The sequence below is a fragment of the Klebsiella sp. 64 genome (assembly GCF_018223915.1).
Lineage (GTDB): Bacteria > Pseudomonadota > Gammaproteobacteria > Enterobacterales > Enterobacteriaceae > Klebsiella > Klebsiella pneumoniae.
This window is the reverse complement of the sequence record NZ_JAGRQZ010000004.1, coordinates 1-13,180: the sequence shown is the minus strand read 5'-3', so window position 1 is coordinate 13,180 and position 13,180 is coordinate 1. Positions and strand designations below refer to the sequence as shown.

Sequence of the window (13,180 nt, the reverse complement as noted above, 5' to 3'; positions counted from 1 at the left end):
GGCGGTATGGCGAACGATCAGGAAGTGAAGTATCTGGTGCCCGGTCTTGAGCGCGGTTTACAACTGCTGCTGGCGTTTGGCGAACAGCATCGCGATCTGACCTTTGCCGAGCTGCATCGGCTGGTGGATATGCCGAAAGCGACCGCCTATCGCGTGGTGCAGACGCTGGAATATATGGGCTTTCTCGAGCGCAACGCCCGCACCAATACCTTTTCGCTGGGCATGAACGTACTGCGTCTGGGCTTTGAATATATCGCCTCACTGGATGTCGCTCAGGTGGGTCAGCCGGTCATCGAGCAACTACGCGATATCAGCCAGTGCAGCAGCCATCTGGCGATCCGCGACGGCCGCGACATCATCTACATCGCCCGCGTCAGCGCCGCCGGTTCGCGTATCAACCAGGTCAGCGTCGGAACGCGGCTACCGGTGCACTGCACCTCGCTTGGCCGCATGCTGCTGACCGATGTTTCCCGCAGCGAGTTTGAACAATTGTTCCCGGATGAACGGCTGCCGGGCAATGCGCCGGGCCAGCTGTACGACCGCGAAGCGCTGTGGCAGATGGTGCAGCAGGATAAAGCCCGCGGCTACGTGATTGGCGAATCGTTCTACCGCCACGGCATCTCATCGATTGTCTATCCGGTCTTTAACCGCAGCGGCCGGGTGGCGGCGGTCGTCAGCATTCTGGTGCCGTCGGACGAGATCCCGCAAAGCGATCGCGAGCGGTTGCAGAACGAAGTCAGTATGGCGGCGGACAAAATTTCCGGCTTCCTCGGATATTTGTCACAAGCAAGTTAAATCAACAACTTAACGGCAGGCGCTTGATTGCGTCGGGCATGTTTTACGCCCAAATTCGGGCGACTGAACGGTAAAGAGGCGACGAATAATGAGTATTACCGGAATTGAAAAGCTGGAATTTGGCGTAGACGACCTGAACCACAGCGCCAAATTTATGCGCGATTTTGGCCTGACCGGCGACGCCAGCGGCCGCGCGTTTACCACCCTCAGCGGCGCGCGGGTCGAACTTAACCCGACCGATGCCGCCAACTTACCGCCAGCCTTTGAGGCGGGCAACACCCTGCGTCGCATGACCTGGGGCGTGGCGGATCGGGCGGCGCTGGATGCGCTGCGCCCGAAGCTGGAACGCCAGCCCGCTTTCCGTGAAATCGACGGTGCGCTGGAATGCCGCGATCCCAACGGTATGACGCTGCGGGTGCAGGTTAGCCAGCAAACGGCGGTTGAACTGAACGTTGAACCGATCAACCAGTGGGGCGATGTGCGTCGCATCGACACCCCGAGCCCGGTCTACGACCGCGCGCAGCCGATTAACGTCGGCCACGTGGTGTTCTTCGTGGAAGAACTGGCGGCGGTGGAAAGTTTCTATCGCGAAGTACTCGGCTTTCAGGTGTCAGACCGCTACATCAATCGCGCGGTGTTCCTGCGCTGCGGCGTGCGCGGCGGACACCATAACCTCTTCTTATTGCAGTTGCCCAACCGCAAGCGCGGGCTAAACCACGTCGCGTTTACCGTGCGGGATATTCATGAAGTGATCGGCGGCGGCATTGCGATGAATAAAAACGCGTGGAGCACGTTTATCGGTCCCGGCCGCCATCCGGTCTCCTCGGCCTACTTCTGGTATGTCAACAGCCCGACCGGCGGCGCTTTTGAGTACTACACCAACGATGACTATCTGACGGAAAACTGGCAGCCGCGCGAGCTTGAGCATTCACTCGTGTCCTTTACCGAATGGGCGGTGGAAGGCGGTATCGATCACGATACCCGTCGCCAGCAGAAAAAACCGGAGGCGGTATGACGGTGCGGATAGTCATTATCGGCGGTGGCCAGGCTGGCGGCTGGGCGGCGAAAACGCTGCGTGATGAAGGGTTTAGCGGCGAGATTTGTGTGGTTGCCGAAGAGCAATGGGATTTTTACGAGCGCCCGCCGCTGTCGAAAGCGGCATTGCTGGAGGCCGAACCGGCGCTGCCGCGGTTATTCAGCGCCGAGGTGCAGCAGGTACTGGATCTGCGCTGGTACCGCCCGCTGCGCGCGAAATCGATCGACCGGCAAAATAAAACCCTGGCGCTGAGCAACGGCGAAACGCTGGCGTACGACCTACTGCTGATCGCCACCGGCGGCCGCGCGCGGCTGCCGTCCGAGGCCTGGGGGCAGCATCCTCAGGTATATACCCTGCGCCACTGGCAGGACGCGCAGCGTCTGAAGCAGCGGTTGGCATCGGCAACGCGGCTGGCGATCGTCGGCGGCGGCTGGATTGGCCTCGAAATCGCCGCCTCGGCGCGCAAAAGCGGCGTAGCCGTGACCCTTTATGAACAGCAGCCGGCGCTGTGCATGCGCTCGGTCAGTATGGAGGTCTCGCAGGCGCTGGATGAGTTGCATCGCGGGCAGGGCGTTGATATTCGCCGCGGCTGCGGCGCGCTGGAGCTGGAAGATGATAACGGCTTGCCGACGCTGCACTGCGACGGCCAGCGGGAAACCTTCGATGCGGTAGTGGTGGGGATCGGCGTCGATCTGAATCTCGAACTGGCGCGCGATGCCGGGCTCACTGTCGATCGCGGGATTGTCGTTAATGCCCAAGGGCGCAGTAACGATCCGGCGATTTTCGCCGCTGGCGATGTCGCCCAGCACCATCAGTACGGTCTGTGCATTCAGTCGTGGGCCTTTGCGCAAAATCAGGCCATCGCGACAGCGAAAGCGATGCTCGATCCACAGGCCAGCGGCTACGACGAGGCGCCGTGGCTGTGGTCAGATCAATACGATCGCAATATCCAGATTCTCGGGATCCCGCAAGCGGGCAGCCGGACCATTGTGCGTGACGAGCCGCAGGGCGCGATCTACTTCTCTCTGAATGCCGATGGACGCTTAACTCAGCTGGTGGCCTTCAATAATGCACGTATCGTGAAGCTGGCGAAGCGCTGGATGGCGGCGGGAAGGGATCTCTCTAACGTCCCGCTCGCTGACCCGACTTTCTCGCTGATGTCATTGCGATAAGAAACGCGAACCCTTAAGGGGGAGAAATGACCACATTAGAGACCAACGCCGCGCCTGCAGAGGCGAGCGGCGAGGGCGTCCGCACGCCTGAAAAAGCAGTTCGTTGGGCCATTCCGCTGTCGCTGCTGGCCTGCGTGCTGCTGGCTTTTTTCGACAAAATCAGTATCGCCGCGCTGTTTTCCGATAGTCACTTCCAGCAGGCGATGGGCATCGATTTCGACACCACCCGGTTGGGCATTCTGATGAGTGCCTTTTTGCTGAGCTACGGCTTCTCGTCAGTGTTATTAAGCGGCCTTGGCGACCGGATTGCGCCGCTGCGTCTGCTGACTGGAATGATGGTGGTGTGGTGCATCCTGATGGTGATCATGGGCTTCACCCACAACTACGCGCTGATGGTGACGCTGCGCATCCTGTTGGGCATTGCTGAAGGGCCGCTGTTTCCGTTGGCGTTCGCCGTGGTGCGCCACACCTTCCCGCAGCGGCTACAGGCCCGCGCCACCATGCTGTGGCTGCTCGGCACGCCGGTTGGCGCGGCGCTGGGTTTCCCGCTGTCAATTTGGCTACTCAATACCTTCGGCTGGCAGAGCACATTTTTCGTGATGGCGATGCTGACGATACCGGTGCTGATTTTTGTACGCATCGGGCTGCGCGGCGTACAACTGGAGGCGAGAGCGAGCAGCGATAAAACCTCGCAGGAAGCGCGCCGCAGCGCGCGTCTCGAGCTCTTTGTGAGTCCGCATTTTTGGATGATCTGCATCTTCAACATCGCCTTTCTCGCCTATCTGTGGGGGATCAACGGCTGGCTGCCGGGCTACCTGATTAAAGGCAAAGGCATTCATCTGGAACACGCCGGCTGGCTGTCGTCGATGCCATTTATCGCCATGTTGCTAGGCGAAATTATCGGCGCCTGGCTGTCCGACCGCGTCGATAGGCGCGCCGCCGCCTGCTTTATTTCCCTGGCAGGCGCGGGTATTGGCCTGGCGGCAGTGATGCATTTCACCACGCCGCTGCCGGTAATCGCGGCGATGAGCTTTAGCACCTTTATGTGGGGCACCGGCGCGCCAAACATTTTCGCGCTGCTGGCTAAAGCGACCCATCCACGGGTCAGCGCCACGGCGGGTGGAATTTTCAACGGGCTGGGAAACTTTGCCGGGGCGCTATCGCCGGCGGTGATGGGCGCGCTTATCGCCTTCACCCATAGCATGGATTCCGGGCTGATTTTTCTGGCGGTGATGGCGGCGGTGGGCTGCGCCCTGTTACTGCCGCTGCTGAGACGCTACTGAGGATAAAACGATGACTGATTCAACCGTAACTGCAAAACAGAGTTTGAAACCTGACCATATGACGATGGAAGAGTGGGTGGAGTCGCGTATCGCGCGCTTTGAAGGCCGTAAATACGACTGGAATGCGCTGAAATTCCAGGCCGATTTCGATCCGAAATATCGCCGCGCGCAGATGCGCTACATCGGCACCGGCGCCACCGGCGTCGCCAGTGATACCAACACCGTTCCGGCCGAGCACTTCACCTTTTCCACCATGGTGTTGCCGTCCAAATGTGAAGGCCCGCTGCACCTGCATGATGACGTAGAAGAGGTGTTCTTCATGCTCAAAGGGCAGATCACTCTGATGATTCAGGACGGCGACAACTATACCGAAACCGTGCTGCGCGAACGCGATCTGATCTCGGTGCCGCCTGGAATTTACCGCGGTTTGTTTAACCACGGCGAAGAAGAGGCGCTGATGTGCGTGATGCTCGGCACCCATAAGCCGCATATTCCGACCTACCCGGAAGATCATCCGCTGGCAAAAGTAAAACGTAACTAAGGGGCGATGATGACGGGGTTTCGTGAACAAGGAAGCGGTATTCCGCTGACGCTGCTGCACGGCATCAGTTCCGGCGCGGCCTCCTGGCATAAACAGATGGCGCTACCCGGCTACCGCGTGCTGGCCTGGGATATGCCCGGTTATGGCGAAAGCCCGATGCTGGCGGCGGCGCCGGCGAATGCCGGCGATTACGCCGACGCGCTGGCGCGAATGCTGGACCGCGCTGGAGTAGAGCAAACCATACTGGTCGGCCATTCGCTGGGCGCGCTGGTGGCGGCCGCCTTCGCCGCGAAATACCCGCAGAGGGTGCTTTACCTGGTGCTCGCCGACGTCGCGCAGGGCTACGGCCAGGCGGAAGCCGCACAGCGGGAAAAAGTCTGGCAGGGGCGTCAACAGCAGATAGCGCTGGGCGGCGAGGCGATGGCCCAGGGGCGAGCGGCAAAACTGCTGCGCCCTGGCGCGCGCGAAGCCGATGTGGCGACGGTGGCGGCGGGGATGCGCAGGCTACGCCGCGACGGTTATCTCGCCGCGGCCTGGATGCTGGCCCATGACGACATTCACCGTTGGCTCGCCGACTATCGCGGTCGTCTCTCCGTGTGGTGTGGCGAGCAGGATGCCATTACCCAACCGGAGTTAGTGCAGGGAGTGGCGCTGCGTTACGGCGCTCCTTACATCGCCATCCCTCAGGCTGGACATGCCAGCTATCTCGATAACGAAATCTTTTTTAATCAACAGCTTTTACGCATAGGGGAAGAGGTGCGCGATGAATGCACAAATTGAAGGACGCGTCGCGGTAGTCACCGGCGGTTCGTCAGGAATCGGCTTTGAAACGCTGCGCCTGCTGCTGGGCGAAGGGGCGAAAGTCGCCTTTTGCGGCCGCAACCCGGATCGGCTTGCCAGCGCCCATGCGGCGTTGCAAAACGAATATCCAGAAGGTGAGGTGTTCTCCTGGCGCTGTGACGTACTGAACGAAGCTGAAGTTGAGGCGTTCGCCGCCGCGGTCGCCGCGCGTTTCGGCGGCGTCGATATGCTGATTAATAACGCCGGCCAGGGCTATGTCGCCCACTTCGCCGATACGCCACGTGAGGCCTGGCTGCACGAAGCCGAACTGAAACTGTTCGGCGTGATTAACCCGGTAAAGGCCTTTCAGTCCCTGCTAGAGGCGTCGGATATCGCCTCGATTACCTGTGTGAACTCGCTGCTGGCGTTACAGCCGGAAGAGCACATGATCGCCACCTCTGCCGCCCGCGCCGCGCTGCTCAATATGACGCTGACTCTGTCGAAAGAGCTGGTGGATAAAGGTATTCGTGTGAATTCCATTCTGCTGGGGATGGTGGAGTCCGGGCAGTGGCAGCGCCGTTTTGAGAGCCGAAGCGATAAGAGCCAGAGTTGGCAGCAGTGGACCGCCGATATCGCCCGTAAGCGGGGGATCCCGATGGCGCGTCTCGGTAAGCCGCAGGAGCCAGCGCAAGCGCTGCTATTCCTCGCTTCGCCGCTGGCCTCCTTTACCACCGGCGCGGCGCTGGACGTTTCCGGCGGTTTCTGTCGCCATCTGTAAGGAAAGATGATGAAAAAGGTCATGTTAATTGGCTATGGCGCGATGGCCCAGGCGGTGATTGAACGCCTGCCGCCGCAGGTGAGGGTGGAGTGGATCGTGGCGCGCGAATCGCATCACGCAGCGATCTGCCTGCAGTTTGGTCAAGCGGTGACGCCGCTTACCGATCCGCTGCAATGCGGTGGGACGCCGGATCTGGTGCTGGAATGCGCCAGTCAGCAGGCGGTCGCGCAATACGGCGAAGCGGTACTGGCGCGCGGCTGGCATCTGGCGGTGATCTCGACCGGTGCGTTGGCGGACAGCGAACTGGAACAGCGTTTACGTCAGGCGGGCGGCAAGTTGACGCTGCTGGCTGGCGCAGTAGCCGGGATTGACGGCCTGGCGGCGGCCAAAGAGGGGGGGCTTGAACGAGTGACCTATCAGTCGCGTAAAAGCCCGGCCAGCTGGCGCGGCAGCTATGCCGAACAGCTTATCGACCTCAGCGCGGTCAATGAAGCGCAAATTTTCTTCGAAGGCAGCGCCCGCGAGGCGGCGCGGCTATTCCCGGCAAATGCCAACGTGGCGGCAACCATCGCGCTGGGCGGTATCGGCCTTGACGCGACCCGAGTACAGCTGATGGTCGATCCGGCGACGCAACGTAACACCCATACGCTACACGCCGAAGGATTGTTCGGCGAGTTTCACCTGGAGCTGAGCGGCCTGCCGCTCGCCAGCAATCCGAAAACATCGACCCTCGCGGCACTGAGCGCGGTACGCGCCTGCCGTGAACTGGCATAACGCAGAGAGGCTGAGATGGACGAATTAGACATTTTTATCGGCGGTCAGTGGCGTCGCGGCGGCGGCAATTTGATGCACAGCCAGTTTCCGGCGGATGGCGCTATTAACGCGGCGCTGCATGCGGCAAGCCTCGATGATTTACAGGAGGCGATCGACTGTGCCGACCGCGCCTGGCGGGAGCCAACGTGGCGGGCGATGCTGCCGCATCAGCGGGCGAAGATCCTGCATAAAGTCGCCGATCTGATTGAAGCACAGCTTGATGAGCTCACCCAAAAGCAGAGCCGCGATAATGGTAAACCGCTGGCGGAAGCGCGAGGGCTGGTGATGAGCGCGGCGGGGACGGCGCGCTATTTTGCCGCCGCCTGCGAGTTACTGGAAGGCGAGCTGCCGACGCCGCGGCAGGCGGATCTATTGACTCTGAGCCGCTATGAGCCGTTGGGCGTGGTGGCGGCGATCACCCCATGGAACTCGCCGATCGCCAGCGAAATGCAGAAGGTGGCCCCGGCGATCGCCGCCGGAAATGCGGTGATCCTCAAACCGGCGGAAGCCACGCCGCTCATGGCGCTGGAGCTGGCGAAGATCTTTGAGCAGGCCGGTTTACCCGCCGGACTGCTGAGCGTGCTGCCGGGTAAAGGATCGATTATCGGCGATGCGCTGGCCCGCCATCCTAAGGTGCGCAAAATTTCCTTTACCGGCGGCACCACCACCGGACGTCACCTGGCGCACGTGGCGGCGGAAAAGCTGATCCCGGCGTCACTGGAGCTGGGCGGCAAATCGCCGACCATCGTGCTGGAAGATGCCGATATCGAACAGGCGGCGCGGGGCATCTGCTACGGCATTTTCAGCTCCGGCGGCCAGGCCTGCATTGCCGGCTCGCGGCTGTTTGTTCATGACAAAGTGTATCCGCAATTAATGGCCCGCCTGTTGGAGTTAACCCAAGGGCTGCGGGTTGGTCATCCGTTCAGCGCTGGCACCCACGTCGGGCCGCTGATCAACGATAAACACCGGCAGAGCGTGCTGGAGTACGTCGAGCTGGCGAAACGCGAAGGCGGCAGCGTGCTATGCGGCGGCGAGATCCCGGCGGATCCGGCGCTGGCGGCAGGCAGCTATTTCCTGCCGACCATCATTGAAGGGCTGAACAATCAGGCCCGCGTTTGCCAGGAAGAGATCTTCGGACCGGTTCTGGTGGCGATGCGTTTTCACGATGAAGCGGCGCTGATCCGCGAGGCCAATGATTCGGTCTTCGGACTGGCGGCGGGGATCTGGACGCGTGATACCGGCCGCGCGCTGCGTCTGAGCGAACAACTGGAAGCCGGTACGGTGTGGATCAACACCTACAAAGTTTTCTCCATTTCGACCCCGTTTGGGGGCTTTAAAGAGAGCGGTCTGGGCCGCGAAAAAGGGATCCAGGGGCTGAAAGCCTGGATGCAACAAAAGAGCATTTATCTGGCGACGGGTAATAGCGTCAACCACTGGTGCGACTGAGAAAGGGTGAGCAATGAGCGAAATGATAACCGTCGGCGATGCCATCGCCAGAACGCTGGAGCAGTATCACGTTGAAGCCATTTATGGCGTCATTTCCATCCATAACCTGCCGATCGCCGATGCCGTCGGCCAGCGGGAAAAAATCCGCTTTGTTCCGGCGCGCGGTGAAGCGGGCTCGGTGACCATGGCTGACGCCCACGGCCGTTTTTCAGGGCTCGGCGTGGCGCTGACCAGTACCGGCGCGGGTGCGGGTAATGCGGTCGGCGCGCTGGTTGAGGCGATGAACGCCGGTACGCCGCTGCTGCACCTGACCGGACAGGTCGAAAAAGCCTGGCTGGACGCCGACACCGGTTTCATTCATGAAACCCGCGATCAATTGACCTTCCTGAAAGCCAGTTCGAAGCGCGCTTACCGCATTAGCAACGCCAACCAGGCGGTGGCTATCCTGCATAAGGCGATTCAGGAGGCGCAGACGCCGCCGTGCGGCCCGGTCTCGGTGGAGATCCCAATCGACATTCAGAGCGCCAAAATTCCGCTTTCACTGCTGACCGCGCCGCTGAAACGCGCTCCGGCGGTTGAGCCGGAAGCGTCGCTGGTCGATGCGCTGTGGGCGCAGCTTAAGCAGGCGAAGCAGCCGCTGCTGTGGCTTGGCGGCGGCGCGTTAGAGAGCGGCGAGGCGGTGAAGACGCTGGCGGATGCCGGGGTGACGGTGATTTCCAGTACCCACGGCCGCGGCATTCTGGCGGACAGCCATCGCGCCAGCCTGCGCGCGTTTCATAATTCTCCCTCGGTTGAAGCGCTGATTTCACAATGTGATTTCACACTTGTTGCCGGTTCCCGGCTGCGCAGCAACGAAACGCGCTCGTGGACGCTGGAACTGCCCACGCCGCGGGTGCAGATTGATATTGACCCGGCGGCGGCCAGCCGTAACTACTTGATGGACAATACCCTGGTGGCGGATTGCCGGGCGCTATTAGCGGCGCTGGCAGCGCGGGTGCAGGGCCGGATATGGGGCGATGCGCGTTGGGATAGCCAACTTAAAGAGGCGGTAGAGGCGGCGGAGCAGGGGCTGCGCGACCAGTGCGGCGATTACGCTAAATTGAATGACGCGATTGCGCAGGCGCTGCCCGATGACGGCATCCTGGTGCGCGATATTACCGTTTCTGGCAGCCTGTGGGGCAGCCGTCTGTTCCGCGCTCACGGCCCGCTGATGAATATCCATTCTCTGGCCGGAGCCATCGGTATGGGGCTACCGATGGCGGTGGGTACCGCGATTGCCAATCCGCAACGTAAAGTGGTCGGCCTGGTCGGCGACGGCGGCCTGAGCCTCAACCTTGGCGAACTGGCGACCCTGGCGCAGGAGAAGGCCAATGTGACGCTGTTGATTATGAATGACGGCGGCTACGGCGTAATGCGCGGTATTCAGGATAAGTATTTTGGCGGCCGCCAGTATTACAACGAGCTGCACACGCCAGACTTTTCCCTGTTGGCGCAGGCGATGGGTCTGCAGGCGTGGAGCGTGGATCGGGCTGAGGATTTCCAGGCGGTGATGACCGAAGCGCTGGCGATGCCGGGGCCATCGGTGGTGGAAGTGAAGATGGGCCAGATTGGCGCGCTGCGCTTTGCCGGCCCGCCGCAGAAGACGCTGTATTAATGATAACCCAGTGACCCCAACCCTCTCCCTTCCGGGGAGAGGGTACCGCACGGCACAGGGGGTTAATCAAGGCGCCGGACGGTTGCTCCTGCGCGCCGGGAGAGGGCCGGCTCACTGGAGAGGGTTCATTATATGGTTAAAACACGTTAAACGGATATTCGACGTAGAACCGCACTTCATTCCCGCTGACGTTATAGTCGCTGGCGTTGCTGGAAACGCGCAGCACCGAATAGCGGAGTCTCAATTTCAAATCTTTCGCCATGCCGTTTTGCACCTGGTACTGCACCTGGTTGAACCATTCGTGTTCTTTACCGTTGCTGGTCTCGGCGGTTTTAATGTTATCCCCGCGAACGTAGGCGGTGGTCCAGCTCAGGCCCGGTACGCCCAGTCCGGCAAAATCCAGGCCATAGGAGGCCTGCCAGGAACGTTCATCCTCGCCGTTAAAATCTGACCAGTAGGAGTTAGCCAGCCAGATGGTGTTGCCGCCATCGCCAACGCCGCCCTGATTCTGATACCCGCCGTAGTGGTAGCCGGTGCTGCCGCTGCTTTGCTGGTAAGCGACCTTAAAAGTGTGAATATCCCAGATATAGCTGGCGGCCAGGCTCCAGATGCTGTTGCTGCGCCCGGTGTCATTGGCGTCGGCATATTCTTGATCTAAGCGCGAGTTATAGCCGTTGAAGTCAACAATCAGCTGCTGGTCGGCGGCGAACGGCTGCTTGTAGTTCAGGCCGAGATACTGCTTATTCAGCACGTCTTCGACGTGCGAAGCGTAAAGCGCGCCGCTGAGCTGGTCGTTGAATTGATAGCTGGCGCCGCCAAAGGTCAGGCTCTTCAGGCCGCTATTGTGGCTGTCGTCGCTTTTGCGCTGCTGATCGGTGAGATAACCGGCGTTAATTTCCAGACCGTCGATTTCTCTTGAGGTCAGCATGGTACCGGTATAGCTCTCGTACAGCAGCCGCGAGTCATCGGCGTAGACGATGGGCAGCATCGGGCGCTGGCTGCCGTAGCTGAGGACGGTATTCGAGAAGCGCATTTTAGCGGTAGCGCCAAATTTTGCTAAATCGGACTTCGCGCGGCCATCATCATCCTGGGCGAAAAAGTCGATACCGCCCGCGCCGCTGCGGCCGCGGCCGCCGTCGAGGCGCACGGCGTACTGTGCAATGCCGTCAACGCCGAAGCCGACCGGCCCTTGAGTAAAGCCGGACTCGAAGGTCGCGATGATACCCTGACCCCATTCGGCTTTATCCGGCAAACCATCGCGATAATCGCGTTTGATATAAGCGTTACGTAAAAAGAGATCCAGGTGGCTGTCTTCAATAAAGCCCTGACTGGTAGATTGTTGGCTGGCGAAAGCCGGCGCGGCGGCAATAATGCCAAGTGCGATTAATGGTAATTCTTTTTTCACTGAGGGCACTTCTCTGTCTGTCGATATATTCAAGGGAATCACTGCTGACCAGATATTCTCCTGAAATAATGTCGAAAGCAATCATTGTGTGAGCAGTTATTGCAGCCGGAAACAGGTTGTATGGTGCATGAGCCGTGCGCCAGGCAGTAAGGGGTGGACTATTTATTATTCGGGTAAAGACGATTCTGGAAGCCAGATAGTGTGCGGCCTTTTTAATTTACCAAATAATATATTTCTGAATCGCCGGGCATAAAATAATTGGCTGTGATGCGCTGTGATAATAATTAACGGTTTGTGCGCTTAAATTATCAATTAATGCGGCTAAATATTTTTACGGATATATAAAAAAGGGAGGCAATAACGCCTCCCGCTGTCGCTTATTTAATGCCGTCGGCCTTCATGCGATCGCGAATATGCTGCGCGCGGGCTTCCGATGCCGGGTGATCGTCAAACATAGAGCTCTGACGGCCGGCTTCCAGCTTGGCCAGTTTCTCGAAGCTGGTGGCCAGTCCCGACGGATTGATACCGCGCTTACGCAGCAGGTCGTAAGAGTAGTCATCCGCTTCCGATTCCTGACGCTGGGAGAACTGCGAGTTCACCAGTTTTTCGCCCAGATCGCCCAACTGAGACTGCGACAGGCTACCGACGATACCGCCCGCGGAGGCCGCCGCCGCACGCACGGCGTTGGTACCCAGGGCGACCTGCATGCCTTTCTTCACGTGGCCCAGCGCGACGTGGCCCATTTCGTGGCCGATCACCGCCTCGACTTCATTATCGTTCATCAGATCCATCAGCCCGCTGTAGACGCGGATGCAGCCGTTGGCCATGGCGAAGGCGTTGACATCCTTGGTCTCATAGACCTTGTAGTTCACGGGCTGACCATTGATGTTATCGCCCAGCGCAGCCGCGATTTTGTTCAGCCGCTGGCTGTATTCACTGTTGGCCGGGGCGATTTTCGCTTTGGCGTCCATCTCTTTACAGGCCTGGTCGCTTAAGGTTTTCACCTGCGCGTCGCTGAGAGAGTATGCCTGGAAGGCTTCGGCGCCTGAGCTGAGCAGACCGTTGGAGTCCATGTTCTGACATCCGGTGAGGGTTGCTGCGATCCCAAGAGCAAGTACGGTTGAGCGAATTTTCATTTTTATCTTCCACAATCTTATGGTTGTTTATCCGAAAATACGGCGACGGCAGGGAACCGTATTCTGCGTAAATTATAAAGAGTATCGCAGGATGCGGGCGAGCGGATTCCGGCGTAGCACAACCTGTTCCAGAGATTTCTTAAAGGGCAAAAGGATGCTCCATGTACATGACTTGTCGCTTGGGTTACATTGTTCACACTTTTTTCCGGCGTAGCCCAAAACGCGCTCTCGTCAAGTCGTTAAGGGCATGGCCTTCAACAGTCCGAACTGGAGTCAAAATGTCCTCACGTAAAGAGCTTGCTAACGCTATTCGTGCGCTGAGCATGGACGCTGTACAGAAA

The 13,180-nt window shown here is 59.7% G+C and carries 13 protein-coding genes; 11 read left to right on the top strand and 2 right to left on the bottom strand.

From position 1 onward, the window contains the following. Positions 1-6: 6 nt before the first annotated feature. The 10 genes from KHQ23_RS04960 (at position 7) to KHQ23_RS04915 (ending at position 10,298) form a co-directional block, all read left to right on the top strand. Positions 7-795, top strand: a complete 789-nt coding sequence (locus tag KHQ23_RS04960) for an IclR family transcriptional regulator (protein ID WP_004144761.1) — start codon at positions 7-9, stop codon at positions 793-795. Positions 796-883: 88 nt separating this feature from the next. Continuing rightward, a complete protein-coding gene (locus KHQ23_RS04955; RefSeq protein ID WP_004149799.1) occupies positions 884-1,810 on the top strand; it encodes a VOC family protein in 927 nt (308 codons plus the stop codon). Then, positions 1,807-3,003, top strand: coding sequence for an NAD(P)/FAD-dependent oxidoreductase (locus KHQ23_RS04950; protein ID WP_032435062.1), 1,197 nt, complete (start codon positions 1,807-1,809; stop codon positions 3,001-3,003). The genes KHQ23_RS04955 and KHQ23_RS04950 overlap by 4 nt, the downstream gene beginning before the upstream one ends. Positions 3,004-3,029: 26 nt before the next feature. Further along, the gene (locus KHQ23_RS04945) at positions 3,030-4,286 is read left to right on the top strand and encodes an MFS transporter (protein WP_004149797.1); all 1,257 of its coding nucleotides are present in this window, start codon (positions 3,030-3,032) and stop codon (positions 4,284-4,286) included. A gap of 10 nt (positions 4,287-4,296) precedes the next feature. Next, positions 4,297-4,827 carry a cupin domain-containing protein gene (locus KHQ23_RS04940; protein ID WP_004174433.1) on the top strand — a complete coding sequence of 177 codons (531 nt, stop codon included), beginning with the start codon at positions 4,297-4,299 and terminating at the stop codon, positions 4,825-4,827. 9 nt (positions 4,828-4,836) lie between these two features. After that, complete coding sequence (locus KHQ23_RS04935) at positions 4,837-5,607, top strand: alpha/beta fold hydrolase (protein WP_004174434.1); 771 nt, start codon at positions 4,837-4,839, stop codon at positions 5,605-5,607. Beyond that, entirely contained in the window at positions 5,591-6,385 is a 795-nt protein-coding gene (locus tag KHQ23_RS04930; RefSeq protein WP_002916526.1) for an SDR family oxidoreductase, read from the top strand. Before KHQ23_RS04935 ends, KHQ23_RS04930 begins: the two co-directional genes overlap by 17 nt. Positions 6,386-6,394: 9 nt before the next feature. Then, positions 6,395-7,159 (top strand): aspartate dehydrogenase, encoded by a 765-nt coding sequence (locus KHQ23_RS04925; protein ID WP_004211378.1) that lies wholly within the window; start codon positions 6,395-6,397, stop codon positions 7,157-7,159. 15 nt (positions 7,160-7,174) lie between these two features. Then, complete coding sequence (locus KHQ23_RS04920) at positions 7,175-8,644, top strand: aldehyde dehydrogenase (protein ID WP_004151779.1); 1,470 nt, start codon at positions 7,175-7,177, stop codon at positions 8,642-8,644. 13 nt (positions 8,645-8,657) lie between these two features. Beyond that, positions 8,658-10,298, top strand: coding sequence for a thiamine pyrophosphate-binding protein (locus tag KHQ23_RS04915; RefSeq protein WP_004211374.1), 1,641 nt, complete (start codon positions 8,658-8,660; stop codon positions 10,296-10,298). Positions 10,299-10,434: 136 nt separating this feature from the next. On the opposite strand, the gene KHQ23_RS04910 is transcribed toward KHQ23_RS04915, so the two are convergent. Both KHQ23_RS04910 and KHQ23_RS04905 read right to left on the bottom strand, forming a co-directional pair. After that, positions 10,435-11,703: an OprD family outer membrane porin gene (locus tag KHQ23_RS04910; RefSeq protein WP_015958965.1), complete on the bottom strand. Its 1,269-nt coding sequence runs from the start codon at positions 11,701-11,703 to the stop codon at positions 10,435-10,437. A gap of 377 nt (positions 11,704-12,080) precedes the next feature. Then, positions 12,081-12,839 (bottom strand): M48 family metallopeptidase, encoded by a 759-nt coding sequence (locus KHQ23_RS04905; RefSeq protein WP_004151780.1) that lies wholly within the window; start codon positions 12,837-12,839, stop codon positions 12,081-12,083. Positions 12,840-13,117: 278 nt separating this feature from the next. On the opposite strand from KHQ23_RS04905, the gene KHQ23_RS26600 reads away from it, so the two are divergent. Continuing rightward, the coding region (locus KHQ23_RS26600; RefSeq protein ID WP_374193410.1) for a hypothetical protein at positions 13,118-13,180 on the top strand (63 nt) is incomplete at its 3' end.

Bases quoted from the DNA above. Each gene is read 5' to 3' on its own strand.
- KHQ23_RS04960 (WP_004144761.1), top strand. From the start codon at position 7: ATGGCGAACGATCAGGAAGTGAAGTATCTGGTGCCCGGTCTTGAGCGC.
- KHQ23_RS04955 (WP_004149799.1), top strand. From the start codon at position 884: ATGAGTATTACCGGAATTGAAAAGCTGGAATTTGGCGTAGACGACCTG.
- KHQ23_RS04950 (WP_032435062.1), top strand. From the start codon at position 1,807: ATGACGGTGCGGATAGTCATTATCGGCGGTGGCCAGGCTGGCGGCTGG.
- KHQ23_RS04945 (WP_004149797.1), top strand. From the start codon at position 3,030: ATGACCACATTAGAGACCAACGCCGCGCCTGCAGAGGCGAGCGGCGAG.
- KHQ23_RS04940 (WP_004174433.1), top strand. From the start codon at position 4,297: ATGACTGATTCAACCGTAACTGCAAAACAGAGTTTGAAACCTGACCAT.
- KHQ23_RS04935 (WP_004174434.1), top strand. From the start codon at position 4,837: ATGACGGGGTTTCGTGAACAAGGAAGCGGTATTCCGCTGACGCTGCTG.
- KHQ23_RS04930 (WP_002916526.1), top strand. From the start codon at position 5,591: ATGAATGCACAAATTGAAGGACGCGTCGCGGTAGTCACCGGCGGTTCG.
- KHQ23_RS04925 (WP_004211378.1), top strand. From the start codon at position 6,395: ATGAAAAAGGTCATGTTAATTGGCTATGGCGCGATGGCCCAGGCGGTG.
- KHQ23_RS04920 (WP_004151779.1), top strand. From the start codon at position 7,175: ATGGACGAATTAGACATTTTTATCGGCGGTCAGTGGCGTCGCGGCGGC.
- KHQ23_RS04915 (WP_004211374.1), top strand. From the start codon at position 8,658: ATGAGCGAAATGATAACCGTCGGCGATGCCATCGCCAGAACGCTGGAG.
- KHQ23_RS04905 (WP_004151780.1), bottom strand. From the start codon at position 12,839: ATGAAAATTCGCTCAACCGTACTTGCTCTTGGGATCGCAGCAACCCTC.